Below are 15,368 nucleotides of genomic sequence, written 5' to 3' on the forward strand. Positions count from 1 at the left end.
TTATGCGGACTAGATCTGGTTTTCGGGCTTGGTCGGAATCGTGGCGGCGATGGCCTGCCCGATCTCGATGAGGGTGTCCCCGGGCGGCGCGTACTTCGGCGGGACCGTCACCTCGACGTACGCCTGGCGGGCCAGGAGCGTCCAGGTGACCGGGCGGTCATGCGGGTATCCGTGCCACTTCAGCCCGTTGACCTCCATGAGCTGCTCGTCCATCCGGTAGGTGGACGGCAGCGGCACACCGCAGCGCAGCGCGATCGCCGGATCCCCCCACGCCGCCGTCAGCGGCGACTCGGGCGTGGTGTCGCGGCGCTTCAGTCCGTGCAGCTTCGCGGGCAGCTGGATCCCCTGGCACAGCTTGAACGTCGCGGCGTCCGGCTTGGGGACGGGCACCTGCACCGCGCCCTCACCGCAGGCCGCGAGCAACGGCGCCGTCGCCAGCAGCGAGACCCCGGCCACAAGCCTGCGCACGACCGTCCCGCGCGTGATCGCCCCTCGCACGGTCGTCCCGCGCGCGACCGTCCCGCGCGCGACCGTCCCGCGCGCGACCGTCCCGCGCGCGACCGTCCCTGGCGCGGTCGTTCCGCGCGTGATCGTCCTTCGCACGGTCGTCTCGAACGGGGGCGTTCTAGATGTGGACGATCGGGCAGGTGAGCGTTCGGGTGATTCCCTCGACACCCTGGATCTGGGCGACGACGAGCTTGCCGAGCTCGTCGACATTGCGCGCCTCCGCTCGAACGATCACGTCGTAGGGCCCCGTGACGTCCTCAGCCAGTGTCACACCGGTGACATCGCGGATCGTGTCGGCCACCGCCGCGGCCTTGCCCACTTCGGTCTGGATGAGGATGTAGGCCTGCACCATCACGTCCTCCCCGGGCGGAGATTCAACGTCGGACGGTCACCGTATCGTGGAATCCGCCGCCGCGGGCGACCGGGGGCCGGTGAGCAAGTGAACAGGCGAGAACGGGAGAAAAGTGGAGAGCATCGGCGATCTCGGTGAGTTCGGGCTGATCCGCAGGGTGACCGGGCGTCCCATGGGCCCCGACGTGCTGCTCGGCCCCGGGGACGACGCCGCGGTGATCGCCGCGCCGGATGGACGCGTCGTCGCCACCACCGACGTCCTCGTCGAAGGACGCCATTTCCGGCTCGACTGGTCGTCCCCTTATGACATCGGCCGAAAGGCCGCCGCGCAGAACCTCGCCGACGTCGTGGCGATGGGCGCCCGTCCGACCGCCCTGCTGGTCGGGTTCGGCGCGCCGCGCACCACGTCCATGGAGTGGGCGCAGCGCCTGACCGACGGCATCACGGACGAGGCCGCGCTGGTCGGGGCGTCCGTCGCGGGCGGCGACACGGTCGGCTCGCCCACGGTCACGATCGCGGTGACCGCGCTCGGCGACCTCGGCGGCGCGCCGCCCGTCACCCGGTCCGGCGCGCGTCCGGGCGACGTGGTCGCGGTCCGGGGCCGGCTGGGGTGGGCCGCGTCCGGGCTGCACCTTCTCGAGCACGGCCTGGACGGCCCGGCCGAGCTGATCGCCGCGCACCGCCGCCCGCGGCCGCCGTATGAGGCGGGCGCGGAGGCCAGGTCACTCGGTGTGACCGCCATGCTCGACGTCAGCGACGGCCTGCTCCAGGATCTCGGGCACATCGCCGAGCTGTCGGGCGTCGCGATCGACGTCTCGGCCGCCGCCGTTCCGCTGCCGCCGAGGATCTCCGCGTCCTTGACCGCTCATGGGGAAACGCCGACCGTTTCCTCAGAAGGTAAAACCTCGTCCGAATCGGGGGCGGGAGGCGTCCCGGTGCCGGATCCTCTCGATCTGGCACTCACCGGCGGGGAGGACCACGCGTTCGCCGCGACCTTCCCCGAAGGCACCGTGTTCCCGGCCGCCTGGACGGTCGTCGGGCACGTCGCCGAGGGTGGCGGGGTCACCCTCGACGGGAGCGTTCCAAGCGTCCGCGGATGGGACCATTTTCGGGGTTAAGCCCAGGTTAAAAGGGGTCGGCGCCGCTCCGGGGGTTTACTCGTCCGGTAGGCATGCTTGGTGAGGGTTTGGTATACATCCTGTGATCGAAGAAGGATGGGATGGGACGACACACCAGACTCCAGACGTCCGACGACGAGCCTCCGCCGCCCCCGGCGGGACCCGCCGAGGGGCCTCGGTGGAAGCAGCTGGTCGCGAACGTGCCGTTCCCGCTGATGCCGCTCGTCGCGCTCATGCTCGCCGTCGGCGTCATCGTTCTGGCCTACAGCACGCAGCAGATCTCGCTGAACTTCAACAAGTCGCCGCAGGCGGCCACCCCGCAGGACGCCGACGGCCCCACCGACGGGACCCTGTCGGAGCACTCGCCCGGCGAGCGCGCCAGCCGCGGCGCGAGCCGTTCGGACGTCACCGTGGCGTTCCGCGTCGCGTCCCGCACGTCCACCGGGTTCCGCGGAACCGTCACGATCAGCAACCACGGATCGACGACCGTGCCGAAGTGGGCGCTCGCCTTCCGCGTCCCGGGCGGCAGCGTCCGCACGGTCTCCGGCGCGGCCGTCGTCAAGACCGGAACCGTGGTGCACGTCCGCAGCCGCTCGGGCCAGGCCCTGCCGCCCGGCGCGTCGCTGCGCATCACCTACACCTCCGTGGGCGCCGTCGCCGCCCCGGTCGACTGCGTCCTCAACCGCGCGACCTGCGTCCGCGGCTGACCCCCTCCGCCGTGGGCCGGACGCTCCGTGCCTGATCGCGTGGGGTCCGGATTGCCTAGAGTGGGCGTCATGACGTCCCACCAGCCAGGTCAGGCCCCTCCGCTCGTCCTCACCGTCGCCGGCTCCGACTCCGGCGGCGGCGCGGGGATCCAGGCCGACCTGAAGACCATGCTCGCCAACGGTGTCCACGGCATGAGCGTCATCGCCGCCGTGACCGCGCAGAACTCCCTCGGTGTCCAGGGCTACTGGGAGCTGCCCGCCGAGGCCGTCCGCGCCCAGCTCGACTCGGTCCTGACCGACATCGGCGTGGACGCGGTGAAGACCGGGATGCTCGCCTCGAAACCGCTGGTGGAGCTGGTCTCGGAGATCCTCGCCGAGGTGTCCGCCCCGGTCGTGGTCGACCCGGTCGGCGTCTCCAAGCACGGCGACTCGCTCCTGGCCGGGGACGCAGTCGAGGCCGTCCGGACGCGCCTGCTGCCCGTCGCGACGGTCGTCACCCCCAACCTCTTCGAGGTCGAGCAGCTCACCGGCGTCAAGGTGACGGACGAGTCGGGCATGCGCGCCGCCGCCGAGGCGGTCAAGGAGCTGGGCCCCCAGTGGGTCCTGGTGAAGGGCGGCCACCTCCCGGGCGAGCCCGCCGACCTCCTCTTCGACGGCACCGCCGAGTACCGCTTCACCGCCCAACGCCACGACAACAGGCACACCCACGGCACGGGCTGCACGCTGGCGTCCGCGATCGCCTCCAACCTGGCCAAGGGCGAATCCGTCCCCGAAGCCGTGGAGAAGGCCAAGCGCTACGTCACGGGGGCCATCGCCGCGGGCTTCCCGCTGGGCGCGGGCATCGGCCCGGTCGACCACGGCTGGAACCTCCACCACGCCTGATCATGACCGCATCGGGCCCGGCCTTCCGCCGGAAGACCGGGCCCGATGCGTCCTGCCAGGACGATGCGCCTTGCCAGGGCAAAGAGAAACCGGCCGAAGGGAAACCCCTCGGCCGGTTCTCGGAGTCTGAAAGATCAGACGGTCGGCTTGATGACCTTGCCGGCCTTGATGCAGGAGGTGCAGGCGTTGATGCGCTTGGTGGTGCCGTTCAGGACCGCGCGCACACGCTGGATGTTGGGGTTCCAGCGGCGCGGGGTGCGGCGGTGCGAGTGGGAGACGCGCATGCCGAAACCGGGTCCCTTGCCGCAGACGTCGCAGACGCTAGCCACGGGAAACTCCAAGTTGGGTGTCGATGCTCTGGGCCGGGCCGCCTCTGACTCGGTGTTGGACACCGGAGGCGCATCCTGGCAAACGCCCCGGACGAGGCGCACGAATCAGAGTAGCCCAGGGTGCGGGCGGTAGGCGAATCGGCCTGCGGACCAGCCTGCGGATTCGCCGCTTCTCCGGTGTTCCCAAGGGCGGGGTCGCCGCGATAGACCGGGGGCCGGAAGCGGGCACGGCCGACGGGAGCGGGTGTGGGCGAGGTCCTCGACGGCGCGGCGGTCCGGCGGTGGTGCGTCCTCGCGGCCGAGGCGCTGGGCCGGACGAGGGCGGAGATCGACGCGCTCAACGTGTTCCCCGTCCCGGACGGCGACACCGGCACGAACCTGCACCTGACCGTCCTGGCCGCCGCGGACGCCGTTCAGGGGCTCCCGGCGGACGCCGGGGCCGCCGAGGTGTGGCCGGCGCTCGCGCGAGGAGCGCTGCTCGGGGCGCGCGGCAACTCCGGGGTGATCCTCAGCCAGTTCCTGCGGGGGATGGCCGAGATCCTGGGCGGACGGGGCGCGCCGCCGCCGGACGGCCGGGTCTTCGGCGAGGCCCTCGGCTACGCGGCCCTGCTGGCCAGGCACGCCGTCGAGCATCCCGTGGAGGGGACGATCCTGAGCGTGCTCGCCGACGCGTCCGGCGCGACCGGGGACGAGCCGACGCTCGCCGGGGCGGCGCGGGCGGCCGCGGCCGGGGCGAGGCGGGCGCTGCGGGCCACGACCGGGCAGCTCGACGCGCTGTCTCGCAGCGGCGTCGTGGACGCGGGCGGCGCGGGCCTGTGCGTGGTCCTCGACGCCCTCACCGCAGTGATCACCGACGAGTTCCCCGAGCGCTACGAGATCCCGCCGCGCACCATGCCCGACCCCGAGTCCGTCCGGTCCGGCGACCCTCAGCAGGGCCCCGGCTACGAGGTCATGTACCTCCTGGACGCCCCCGACGAAGGAATCCACGAGCTCCGCGGCGCCCTGGACGGGCTCGGCGACTCGCTCGTGGTGGTCGGCGGCGACGGCCTCTGGAACGTGCACGTCCACGTGGACGACGCCGGGGCCGCGATCGAGGCGGGGCTCGCGGCGGGCCGTCCGCACCGGATCCGGGTCACCTATCTGGAGGCCCTGGGCGGGGGTCCTCAGGCGCCCTGCACCGGACGCGCCGTGGTCGCCGTCACCTCCGCCGAGGGCCTGGCCGAGCTGTTCGAGGACGCCGGAGCGCGGGTGGTGCGGCGCGCGCCCGGGACCGTCCCGCCCCTGGCCGTCCTCGCCGAGGCGATCCTCGCGGCCGGGGACGAGGTGGCCGTGCTGCCGAACGAGGCGGAGGTGCTGGACCTGGCCGAGGCCGCCGCCGAACGGGCCCGCGAGGGCGGCGCGCTGATCGCGGTCGTGCCGACCCGGGCGTCCGTCCAGGGCCTCGCCGCGCTCGCCGTCCACGACCCGCTGCGCCGGTTCGCCGACGACGTGATCGCGATGACCCGCGCCGCCGGGGCCACCCGGTTCGGACGCCTGGAGATCGCCGCCGAGGAGGCCGTGACCAGCGTCGGGCTGTGCCGTCCGGGCGACGTCCTCGGCCTGATCGACGGGGACGTGGCCATGATCGGCCGGGATCTGGCCGCGACCGCGCGCGGACTGCTCGACCGGATGCTGTCCGGCGGCGGCGAGCTGGTCACGCTCGTCCGCGGCGCCACCGCGCCCGCCGACCTGACCGACGTCCTGGAAGCCCACCTGCGCGCCCGCCATCCGGACGTCGAGACCGCCTCCTACGACGGGCGTCAGGACCTCCACCCCCTGCTCGTCGGCGTCGAATGACCGACGGGCGCGGTAGAAAAGACGGGTGACGAACCTCGACGAGCCGTTGCACAAAGTACTGGGCGACAAGACCGCCAAGGTCCTCGCCAAGGGCCTTGACCTGCACACGGTCGGCGACCTGCTGCACCACTACCCGCGCCGCTACGCGCACCGGGGCGAGCTGACCCCGCTGAACGAGCTGGCCGACGACGAGCACGTCACCGTGATGGCCGAGGTCGTCAAGGTGCAGGGCCGCTCGCTGAGCCGCAGCCCCGGCTACGTCCTGGAGATCACCGTCACCGACGGCACCGGCGAGCTGAAGCTGAGCTTCTTCGGCCGGCGCGGCTCCTACATCCCCGAGCGCGACCTGTCCCCGGGCACCCGCGGCCTGTTCGCGGGCAAGATCAGCACCTACCGGCCGCGTTCGGGCCGTCCGCAGCGCCAGCTCGCGCACCCCCAGTACAAGGTCGTCGCCGCCCGCGACGCCGACGCCGCCGCCCGCGAGTGGGCGGACGAGATCATCCCGATCTACCCGACCACCAAGGGCCTGGACATCGACGCGATCGGCAAGTCCGTCGCGACCGTCCTGGACCTGGCGGACCTCGGCGACGACCCCCTGCCCGAGCCCCTCCGCAAGCGCCTCGGCATGATCGCCCTCGGCGACGCCTACGAGGGCATCCACCGCCCGAAGGACTGGGAGCAGCTCGGACGCGCCCGCAAGCGCCTGAAGTGGGACGAGGCGTTCGTCCTCCAGATCGCCCTGGCCCAGCGCCGCCGCGCCGCCGCCGCGCTCCCCGCCAAGCCCCGCCCGTCCACCGGGGACGGCATCCTGCACGCCTTCGACCAGCGGCTCCCCTTCGAGCTCACCGAAGGCCAGCTCCAGGTCGGCGAGGAGATCGCCGCCGACCTGGCGAGATCCCACCCCATGCACCGCCTCCTCCAGGGCGACGTAGGCGCGGGCAAGGCGCAGCCGCTTGATGCCCAAGTCCTGACGCCACACGGCTTCCGGACCATGGGATCTCTCAGACAGGGTGACGAGGTGATCACGCCGTCCGGAGAGGTCACCCACATCACCGGTGTTTTCCCGCAGGGCGAGCGAGATGTGTACGCCTTGGTCCTCTCGGACGGGACGCGGGTTGAGTGTGACGACGAGCACCTCTGGCCGGTGAAGACCGACACAGCCTGGTACAGGGGGAGCCCGCTCAAGGTCCTGACGACCCGGGAGTTGCGAGGAGACCTGCTTCGCAAGAACGGAGGCGGCAAGTGGTACCTGCCGTTGGTCGAGGCGCCCGAACTCGACGGACTGGCTGACCGTCCGCTTGATCCGTACCTGCTGGGACTACTCCTTGGCGATGGCTGCATGAAGCATGGCTATGTCCAGCTCAGCACCAGTGACCAGGAGATCGTCGCGGCGGCGACCGCTCTTCTGCCGGATGGGTGCCGTGTCAGGCAGAGGCAGGATCGCCCATTGGACTGGCTGATCCTCGGAGAGCGTCGCGGCGCGGGTAACCCCGTCATCGCAGGATTGCGTGAGCTCGGCGTTTACGGCCGCGGCTCCCACGACAAGTTCGTCCCACCTGCGTATATGGCGGCGCCGGTAAAAGATCGGCACGCCATTCTGCAAGGACTGCTCGACTCGGATGGGACCCTCCGTGCCGAAGGACGCGACGTCAGTTTCACCTCTGCGTCCCGGCAGTTGGCCGAGGACGTGGCGTGGCTGGTGCGCTCTCTCGGTGGTTATGCGCGATGTCGTCCCGTCACGAAGGTCGGAAACCAGTACTGGACGACCAGTCTCGCTTTGCCCAACCACGTCGCGCCCTTCCGGCTGGAACGCAAGGCATCCCGGCTGAAGCCGCGGACCAAGTACGAGCGGCGGCGCAAGGGCATCCGTGCGATCGAGCACGTCGGCCGGAAACCGGTCCAGTGCATCTCGGTCGCCCACCCGGACCACCAGTACGTGACCGATGGTTGGACGGCCACACACAACACGATTGTCGCTTTGCGGGCGATGTTGCAGGTGGTGGACAACGGAGGCCAGGCGGCTCTGCTCGCGCCCACGGAGGTGCTGGCTCAGCAGCACTACCGGTCGATCACGAAGATGCTGGGGGAGCTCGGGCAGGCCGGGCGGATCGGCGGGGCCGACGACGCGACGCGGGTGACGCTGGTCACCGGGTCGCAGGGGGCCAAGGTCCGGCGCGCGTCGCTGCTGGAGGCGGCGTCCGGGGACGCGGGGATCGTGGTCGGGACGCACGCGCTGCTCGAGGACCACGTCCAGTTCGCCGATCTCGGGCTCGTGGTCGTGGACGAGCAGCACCGGTTCGGCGTCGAGCAGCGGGACGCGCTGCGCGAGAAGGTGTCCGGCGGACGGCCGCACGTGCTGGTCATGACGGCGACGCCGATCCCGCGGACGGTCGCGATGACGGTGTTCGGCGATCTGGAGACGTCCGTGCTGGGGCAGCTCCCGGCCGGACGGTCGACGATCGGCACGCACGTCGTGCCGCCGGAGAAGCCGGCGTTCCTGGCCCGCACCTGGGAGCGGATCAGGGAGGAGGCCGGGAAGGGGCGGCAGGTCTACATCGTCTGCCCGCGCATCGGCGAGCAGGAGGGCGACGAGGGGGACGTGCCCGCGCCCGACGAGGAGGGCCGCCGGTCCCCGCTCGGGATCATGGAACTGCTGCCGATGCTGGAGGGCGAGCTGCTCGCCGGGCTGCGGATCGGCGTCCTGCACGGCAAGCTCCACCCGGACGAGAAGGACGCGGTCATGCGCCGGTTCACGGCGGGGGAGCTGGACGTCCTGCTCGCCACCACCGTGATCGAGGTCGGCGTGGACGTGCCGAACGCGACCGGCATGGTGATCATGGACGCGGACCGGTTCGGGGTCTCCCAGCTGCACCAGCTTCGCGGGCGGGTCGGGCGCGGCACGCTGCCCGGGCTGTGCCTGCTGGTCACCGACGCCGAGCCGGGGTCCAAGGCGCGCGAGCGGCTGGACGCGGTGGCCTCGACGACCGACGGGTTCGCGCTGTCCCGGCTGGACCTGGAGCAGCGCCGGGAGGGCGACGTGCTCGGCGCGGCGCAGGCCGGACGGGCGTCCAGCCTGCGGCTGCTGACGCTCCAGCGGGACGAGGACGTGATCCGCCTCGCCCGCGAGGAGGCGACCGCCCTGGTCGAGGACGACCCGGAGCTGGAGCGGCATCCCGGGCTGGCGACGGAACTGGCGTCCCTGCTCGACGAGGAGCGCGCGGAGTACCTCGAGAAGACCTGATCAGAGGCTTGTCCGGCGGGCTCGGCCCCCCGGCTCGGCCCGCCCTTCGACCCCCGGCCCGCGGTGACGCGGACCGGGGGTCGTCGCATGTGTGACCCAGGTCATGATTCATACCCCCTGGGGGTGTGTTAGGTTTCTCCGCGTCGGACCAAGTAATACCCCTACCCCCTAGCTGTATCGGAGCCGGAAATGTCCAAGCATCACTCGAGGCGGTGGTGGGCCCTCCTGGTGCTCGCCACGGCCCAGTTCATGGTCATCATGGACACCTCGATCATCGGGGTCGCGCTGCCCGACATGCAGCACGACCTCGGGTTCTCTCCCGGCAGCCTGCAGTGGGTGTTCAACGCCTACGTGGTCGTGTTCGGCGGCCTGCTGCTCCTCGGCGGACGGCTCGCCGACCTGCTCGGCGCCCGCCGGGTCTTCTCGGCCGGATGGGTCGTCCTGATCGGCGGCTCGGTGGTTGCCGCGGCGGCCCAGACCGCCTGGGTCGAGCTGCTCGGCCGCGGCATCCAGGGGGTCGGCGGCGCGCTGATCACCCCGGCCGCGATGGCGCTGCTCATGGCCAGCTTCGGCCACAGCCCGCGTGAGCTGGGCAAGGCGATGGCGCTGTACGGCGCGGCGGCCCCCGCGGGCGGCACCGCCGGCGTGTTCCTCGGCGGCGTGCTCACCCAGTGGCTGAGCTGGCCGTGGGTGTTCGTGATCTACATCCCGATCGGTCTGGCGACCCTCGCCGCGATCCCGGCCGTCCTGCCCTCCATCCGCGGCCACCGCGGCTCGGTGGACGTGCTCGGCGCGATCTCGGTCACCGGTGGTCTCGCCCTCGCCGTGCTGGCGGTCGTCCGCGGGCCGGAGCAGGGCTGGGGCTCGGCCTCGACGCTGCTGGAGTTCGCCGGCGCCGTCGTCCTGCTGGTCCTGTTCGCGATCATCCAGAAGGTCGTCAAGGCCCCGCTGGCCCCGCCGTCCATCTGGAAGGTGCCCGGCCTCGCCGCGGCCAACATCGCCTTCGCGCTGCTCGGCGCGGCCTGGATCCCGGCCTGGTACTTCCTGAACCTCTACCTGCAGCAGGTGCTCGGCTTCGGCGCCTTCGCCAGCGGCGCGGCGCTGCTGCCGATGACCGTCACGATCATGATCCTGATGGTCGGCGTCACCGGCAGGCTCATGGCCCGCTTCGGGATGAAGCCGCTCGCGGTCACCGGTCTGCTGGTGCTGGCCCTCGGCCTGGCCGGGATGACCTTCGTCCGCCCCGACGGCAGCTTCGCCGCCGACGTGCTCGCCGCGTCCCTGGTGGCGGCGCTCGGGATGTCGCTCGCCTTCATCCCGACCATGATGTCCGCCCTCGTCGGCGCCCCGCAGGAGCAGGCGGGCCTCGCGTCCGGCATCGTCAACACGTCCTACCAGGTCGGTTCGGCCCTGGGGCTGGCCGGCGCCACCGCCTTCGCGGCCTCGCACGGCGCCGATGCCCTCGGCGACGTCGTCCGGCTCACCGACGGGTTCCGGGCGGCCTTCACGGTCGCGGCGGTGCTCGCCGCGGTCGGCGGGGTGGCCGCCCTGGTCCTGCTGCGCAAGCCGCGTCCCGCCGGGACGGAGGCTGCCGCGGCTCCGGACCTGGAGAAGGTCGCATGACCGACTGTACGAAGAGGGGACGCGCACCCTGGCGCGTCCCCTCTTCCCCGCCGCAATTCCCTACTTTTCATGTTGACTATAGGGAAAATCTGGGTCACGATGGTCCCGTGACCGAACGAACCTCCTTCGTCGCACGCCGCCACGTCGATCTGAGACGCCAGGCGAGCGCGCTGTGTAACTGCCGCTGATCCGCATCCCGGGACGCGCCGCGCCCTGGACGATCCGCAAGGCATCACGGAGGCATGTCATGTCCCTCACATCAACACCATCCGCGACACCCTCGACGACACCCGGAAAGCCCTCGTCGACATCCGGACGGCCCTCGTCGACCGGACGGATCGGGCGCGTTCTCGAGCTCCAGCGGCTTGACCGCCCGACGTTCGCCGACCTCGATCCCTACCTGCGCGACCCCGAGCCGGCGGTTCGGGAGGCGGCCGTCCACGTGCTCGGACGGCTGCTGCACACCGGTGACGGTTCGCGTGGGGCCGCCGACACCCTCGCCTGGACGCTCGCCGACCCCGACGTCCGCGTCCGGGAGGCCGCCGCCCGCGCCCTGGACGACCTGCCCGAGGCCGTCGTCGGCACGGACGGCGTGGAGGCGCTGCTGCTCGCCGCCGCGCCGGGCCGCGACGTCCGCGTCCGGAGCACCGCGACCGCGCTGCTGGACGCCCTCGTCCGCGCCGCGACCGAGCTGTACGCGCAGGGCCTGCAGGAGGACGAGCCGCACCTCCGGGTCCAGGCCGTGCTCGGCCTGGTCACCCTGCGCGCGGCGGCCGAGGTCGCCGAGGCGGCCGACGACCCGGCCCGCGAGGTCCGCGTCGCCGTCGCCGGGGGACTGGCCCGGCTCGCCGGGGACCCCGCGCCGCTCGACCCGGTGCTCCCCGAGCCCGCGCCGTCCGCGCTGGATCATCTGCTCGGCGACCACGACCCGGTCGTCCGGATGGCGGCCATCGACGCGGTCGGCGAGCTCGGGGCGCCCGAACCCCTCGTCGGACGCGTCGTCACCGCCACCGCCCACGCGAGCTGGCAGGTCCGCCGCCGCGCGGCCCTCACGCTCGCCTTCGCGGACCCGGACGTCGCCGTCCAGCCCCTCCTGCGCGCGCTCCGCGACCGCATCGTGGACGTCCGCCGCGCCGCCGTCCAGTCCCTCGAGCAGTGGGCCCCGACACATCCCGAGGTCCTGACCGCGCTCACCGAGGCCCTTTCGGATTCCGACCCCGGAGTCCGGACCCAGGCCCGCTGGGCGTTGTCCGACTAGAAACCGGTCCAGGCGCGCCGTCCGTGGGTCGCGGTACGGGCGGGGAATCTCGGGGTGGGGATTCCCTGTCCGTTCCGCGACCCACGGACGGTCATACTTTGTGCCGTGAGCAGGGTTATCGCGGGGAGTGCGGGCGGACGGCGGTTGGCGGTTCCGGCGGGACGGGACACGCGGCCCACCAGCGACCGGGCACGGGAGGGGCTGTTCTCGACCGTCCAGGCGCTGCTGGGGCCGCTGGACGGGCTGCGGGTGGCCGACCTGTTCGCCGGGTCGGGGGCGGTCGGGCTGGAGGCGCTGTCGCGGGGGGCCGCGCACGCGCTGCTGGTGGAGTCGCACCCGCGCGCGGTGAAGGTCGTCCGGCAGAACGTCGAGTCGCTGGGGCTGCCCGGCGCGCAGGTGGTCGCCGACAAGGTGGAGCGCGTCGTGAAGCGCCCGCCGGACGGGCCGTACGACCTGGTCTTCGCCGATCCGCCGTACGCGCTCGCGGACGAGGCCGTCACCGAGCTGCTCGAATCCCTCCGCGACAACGGGTGGCTGGCCGAGGACGCGCTGATCGCCTTCGAACGATCCGTCCGATCGCCTGCTTTGTCGTGGCCTACGGGGTATATGCCCGAACGTGACCGTCGTTACGGCGAGGCCGTGTTCTGGTACGGGCGCGCCACCGGCTGACCGCCGGAGCGGCGACTACTCTGAGTGATCGGGTGATCTCGAGGGGCGGGGGTTCGCGTGAGTTCCGGCGGCACGAACAAGGCGCTGCGCTGGACCTGGGTGATCACCCTGGTCATGGTCCTGGCGCTGATGGTGAACGTCACCTACGTCCAGGGCTTCCAGGCGCAGTCGCTGCGCGACGACCCGCTGAACACGCGCCAGTACACCGACCGCGACGCGATCGACCGGGGGCCGATCGTCGCGGGCGGTGAGCGGATCGCCTGGTCCGACGCCGTCGCCAAGGGCCGCTTCCAGCGCCACTACAAGGACAGCGTGACCTTCTCGCCGATCACCGGCTACTTCTCGAAGTTCTCGCAGACGCAGCTCGAGGGCTCCGAGAACCACATCCTGGACGGCACCGACCCGCGCCTGAGGACCACCAGCCTCATCGACCGCATCCTCGGCCGGAAGGTCCCGGGCGGGACGGTCGAGACCACGATCAACCCGGCCGCGCAGCGGGCCGCCTACCAGGCGCTCGCCGCCAGCGGGGCTCGCCGGGCCGCCGCCGTCGCTCTCGACCCGAAGACGGGCGCGATCCTGACGCTGGCGTCCTACCCGTCCTACGACGCGAACCAGGTCGCCGTCCCGGACGCCCAGAAGGCCCAGACCGTGTTCGACCGGCTCAACAGGGACCCGCTGAAGCCGCTGCTCAGCAAGGCCACCGGCGAGCTGTTCCCGCCCGGCTCGACGTTCAAGACCGTCGTCGCGTCGGCCGAACTCGCCGGCGGGTCGAGCAAGGACACCGCCGTCCGCGCCGGACGCAGCTACCAGGCGCGCGGCGCCGGGCAGCCGATCAACAATGACGCCGGGGACATCGGAGGCGCGTGCGACAACGCGTCCATCCCGCTGATCACGGCGTACGCGCAGTCCTGCAACACCACGTTCGCGTTCATGGGGGCCGAGTCGCCGGGCAACGCCGGAGTGTCCGACGAGGCCGCGAAGTACGGCTTCTACAAGAAGATCGAGTACGACAAGGGCCTGTCCAGCGCGGCGAGCTCGTTCCCCAAGACCGACCAGCCGTCGCTGAGCGCCCTCGGTTCGATCGGGCAGGGCAGCACGGTCGCGACGCCGCTGCAGATGGCCATGGTCGCCGCCGCGGTCGTCAACGGCGGCAAGGTCATGCGCCCCCACCTGGTGAACCGGCTGCGCGGCGCGGACGGATCGGTCGTCCAGGGCGCGACCCACCAGTCGCTCGGCCAGGCCCTGTCCGGCGACCAGGCGGGTGAGATGCGCGACATGATGCGGGAGGTCGTGCGGTCCGGCACGGGCAAGACCCTCCAGGGGACGTCGGTGGGCGGCGGCAAGACCGGCACCGCCGACATCGCGGGCGTCTCCTACAACGACCGCTGGTTCATCGGCTTCGGTCCGGGGACGAGCGCCAAGTACGCCGTCGCGGTCATGACCGAGGCGCCCGGCTACGGCATCGAGTCCGGTCCGATCGCCGCCAAGATCCTCGACGCGCTGGGCGGCTGACCCGTCGCCCCGGACGCCGGGTCCGACGGCCCGGACGTCGGGTCCGGCGGCCCGGGCGGTGAGCCCGAGCCCCGGTCGCGGGCGTGTTACGGGCGGTTTGGTACCGTCGCGCCGCAGGTCGTCCCCGCCCGAAGGATGGATCCGTCTCATGCGCCGTGTCGTCTGCCCCGGCTCGTTCGATCCCGTGACCAACGGCCATCTCGACATCATCAGCCGCGCGTCCCGCCTCTTCGACGAGGTGGTGGTCGCCGTCCTGATCAACAAGACCAAGCAGGGCCTGTTCGCCGTGGACGAGCGGATGGAGCTGCTCCGCGAGGTCACCGAGGAGTACGGCAACGTCCGGGTGGACTCCTGGCACGGGCTGCTCGTCGACTTCTGCAAGGTCAACGACATCCCGGTGATCGTCAAGGGCCTGCGCGCGGTCAGCGACTACGAGTACGAGCTCCAGATGGCCCAGATGAACCACCGGATGGCGGGCGTGGAGACCATGTTCATGTCCACCAACCCGCTCTACTCCTACCTGTCGTCCTCCCTCATGAAGGAGGTCGTCAAGTTCGGCGGGGACATCTCGGGCCTGGTGCCCGAGCTCGTCCACGACCGCCTCGCCGAGCGGCTCCGCTCCTCCTCCTGAGGACGGTTCCGGAGGGTGCGGGGGCGTCCCACCACGCCTTATGCACCCTCCGAGTTGGGTGATCGCCTCGGGTCGGATACCCTAGGACATCGGCCAGGAACGATGGTCGCGATTCGCCATGCCTCACGAAAGCAGGAAAACCCTGTCCCGCAACGAACCCGTGCAAGGCCCGCTCGTGCTCGACACCCGAGCCCTCAGCCGGCAGCCGGGGTCCGAGCGGCGGGAGCACCTCACCGTGCCGGCTCCGGAGAATTTCGGCATCGAGATGGTGCGAGTGCCCGAGGGCGCGCCGATGGAGCTGGACATCCGGCTCGAGGCGGTGCTCGAAGGCGTGCTCGTCACCGGAACGGCGCGGGTTCCCCTTGAAGGGGAGTGCGCGCGCTGCCTGGACCCGATCGCCTTGGAGTTCGAGGCGAACTTCCAGGAGCTCTTCGTTTATCCTGACACCCGCTCCGGTGGGAACGCAGGCGACGACGAGCTCCGCCTCGAGGACGACCTGCTCGACCTCGAGCCGGTGCTCCGGGACGCGGTGGTCCTCCAACTGCCGCTGTCGCCGCTGTGCCAGGACGACTGTCCTGGCCTGTGTCCGGAGTGCGGTGTAAGGCTGGCGGACGCCGGGCCCGACCACCACCACGACGCCGCCGACCCCCGGTGGGCGGCGCTCGGATCCATCGACCTACAACGAGGAAAGCAGGAGGGCTGAA

General features: G+C 71.8%; 14 protein-coding genes and 2 pseudogenes. 13 read left to right on the forward strand and 3 right to left on the reverse strand.

The window, feature by feature from the left end; genetic code table 11:
• Nucleotides 1-9: 9 nt before the first annotated feature.
• Nucleotides 10-603, reverse strand: a complete 594-nt coding sequence (locus AB0L06_RS38680; RefSeq protein ID WP_500236189.1) for a DUF3515 domain-containing protein — start codon at nt 601-603, stop codon at nt 10-12.
• A gap of 22 nt (nt 604-625) precedes the next feature.
• Nucleotides 626-859: an Lrp/AsnC ligand binding domain-containing protein gene (locus AB0L06_RS38685; RefSeq protein WP_500236190.1), complete on the reverse strand. Its 234-nt coding sequence runs from the start codon at nt 857-859 to the stop codon at nt 626-628.
• Between the two features lie 112 nt (nt 860-971).
• Here AB0L06_RS38685 and AB0L06_RS38690 point away from each other — a divergent pair, with 112 nt between their 5' ends.
• The 3 genes from AB0L06_RS38690 (at nt 972) to thiD (ending at nt 3,565) form a co-directional block, all read left to right on the forward strand.
• Nucleotides 972-1,976: a thiamine-phosphate kinase gene (locus AB0L06_RS38690; RefSeq protein ID WP_500236191.1), complete on the forward strand. Its 1,005-nt coding sequence runs from the start codon at nt 972-974 to the stop codon at nt 1,974-1,976.
• Between the two features lie 101 nt (nt 1,977-2,077).
• Complete coding sequence (locus AB0L06_RS38695; RefSeq protein ID WP_500236192.1) at nt 2,078-2,683, forward strand: cellulose binding domain-containing protein; 606 nt, start codon at nt 2,078-2,080, stop codon at nt 2,681-2,683.
• A 69-nt stretch (nt 2,684-2,752) separates the two neighbouring features.
• Complete coding sequence (gene thiD / locus AB0L06_RS38700) at nt 2,753-3,565, forward strand: bifunctional hydroxymethylpyrimidine kinase/phosphomethylpyrimidine kinase (RefSeq protein WP_500236193.1); 813 nt, start codon at nt 2,753-2,755, stop codon at nt 3,563-3,565.
• A 134-nt stretch (nt 3,566-3,699) separates the two neighbouring features.
• Here the strand turns inward: thiD and rpmB are convergent, their stop codons facing one another.
• Entirely contained in the window at nt 3,700-3,894 is a 195-nt protein-coding gene (rpmB, locus tag AB0L06_RS38705; protein ID WP_500236194.1) for a 50S ribosomal protein L28, read from the reverse strand.
• 246 nt (nt 3,895-4,140) lie between these two features.
• Between rpmB and AB0L06_RS38710 the strand changes: the two genes are divergently transcribed.
• From AB0L06_RS38710 to AB0L06_RS38755, 10 genes and pseudogenes are all read left to right on the forward strand, one after another.
• Nucleotides 4,141-5,730, forward strand: a complete 1,590-nt coding sequence (locus AB0L06_RS38710; RefSeq protein WP_500236195.1) for a DAK2 domain-containing protein — start codon at nt 4,141-4,143, stop codon at nt 5,728-5,730.
• A gap of 25 nt (nt 5,731-5,755) precedes the next feature.
• A pseudogene (locus tag AB0L06_RS38715) lies at nt 5,756-7,456 on the forward strand (LAGLIDADG family homing endonuclease); the annotation flags it as partial.
• A gap of 156 nt (nt 7,457-7,612) precedes the next feature.
• Nucleotides 7,613-8,971: pseudogene (locus tag AB0L06_RS38720) on the forward strand (ATP-dependent DNA helicase RecG); the annotation flags it as partial.
• Between the two features lie 189 nt (nt 8,972-9,160).
• The gene (locus tag AB0L06_RS38725) at nt 9,161-10,594 is read left to right on the forward strand and encodes an MFS transporter (RefSeq protein WP_500236196.1); all 1,434 of its coding nucleotides are present in this window, start codon (nt 9,161-9,163) and stop codon (nt 10,592-10,594) included.
• Nucleotides 10,591-10,782, forward strand: coding sequence for a putative leader peptide (locus AB0L06_RS38730; RefSeq protein ID WP_500236197.1), 192 nt, complete (start codon nt 10,591-10,593; stop codon nt 10,780-10,782). The genes AB0L06_RS38725 and AB0L06_RS38730 overlap by 4 nt, the downstream gene beginning before the upstream one ends.
• Nucleotides 10,783-10,841: 59 nt before the next feature.
• Nucleotides 10,842-11,852: a HEAT repeat domain-containing protein gene (locus AB0L06_RS38735; protein WP_500236198.1), complete on the forward strand. Its 1,011-nt coding sequence runs from the start codon at nt 10,842-10,844 to the stop codon at nt 11,850-11,852.
• A gap of 105 nt (nt 11,853-11,957) precedes the next feature.
• Nucleotides 11,958-12,521, forward strand: coding sequence for a 16S rRNA (guanine(966)-N(2))-methyltransferase RsmD (rsmD, locus tag AB0L06_RS38740; RefSeq protein WP_500236199.1), 564 nt, complete (start codon nt 11,958-11,960; stop codon nt 12,519-12,521).
• A gap of 57 nt (nt 12,522-12,578) precedes the next feature.
• Nucleotides 12,579-14,033: a penicillin-binding transpeptidase domain-containing protein gene (locus AB0L06_RS38745; protein ID WP_500236200.1), complete on the forward strand. Its 1,455-nt coding sequence runs from the start codon at nt 12,579-12,581 to the stop codon at nt 14,031-14,033.
• Nucleotides 14,034-14,181: 148 nt separating this feature from the next.
• Nucleotides 14,182-14,664 carry a pantetheine-phosphate adenylyltransferase gene (gene coaD, locus AB0L06_RS38750; protein WP_500236201.1) on the forward strand — a complete coding sequence of 161 codons (483 nt, stop codon included), beginning with the start codon at nt 14,182-14,184 and terminating at the stop codon, nt 14,662-14,664.
• A gap of 175 nt (nt 14,665-14,839) precedes the next feature.
• A complete protein-coding gene (locus tag AB0L06_RS38755) occupies nt 14,840-15,367 on the forward strand; it encodes a YceD family protein (RefSeq protein WP_500236202.1) in 528 nt (175 codons plus the stop codon).
• Nucleotide 15,368 lies beyond the last annotated feature (1 nt).

This window comes from Spirillospora sp. NPDC052269 (assembly GCF_040679435.1).
In the GTDB taxonomy this organism is placed as follows: domain Bacteria; phylum Actinomycetota; class Actinomycetes; order Streptosporangiales; family Streptosporangiaceae; genus Spirillospora.

Excerpts from the sequence above, each read along its gene's own strand:
- AB0L06_RS38725 (WP_500236196.1), top strand. The coding sequence starts at position 9,161 with ATGTCCAAGCATCACTCGAGGCGGTGGTGGGCCCTCCTGGTGCTCGCC.
- AB0L06_RS38695 (WP_500236192.1), top strand. The coding sequence starts at position 2,078 with ATGGGACGACACACCAGACTCCAGACGTCCGACGACGAGCCTCCGCCG.
- AB0L06_RS38730 (WP_500236197.1), top strand. The coding sequence starts at position 10,591 with ATGACCGACTGTACGAAGAGGGGACGCGCACCCTGGCGCGTCCCCTCT.
- coaD (WP_500236201.1), top strand. The coding sequence starts at position 14,182 with ATGCGCCGTGTCGTCTGCCCCGGCTCGTTCGATCCCGTGACCAACGGC.
- thiD (WP_500236193.1), top strand. The coding sequence starts at position 2,753 with ATGACGTCCCACCAGCCAGGTCAGGCCCCTCCGCTCGTCCTCACCGTC.
- AB0L06_RS38685 (WP_500236190.1), bottom strand. The coding sequence starts at position 859 with ATGGTGCAGGCCTACATCCTCATCCAGACCGAAGTGGGCAAGGCCGCG.
- AB0L06_RS38735 (WP_500236198.1), top strand. The coding sequence starts at position 10,842 with ATGTCCCTCACATCAACACCATCCGCGACACCCTCGACGACACCCGGA.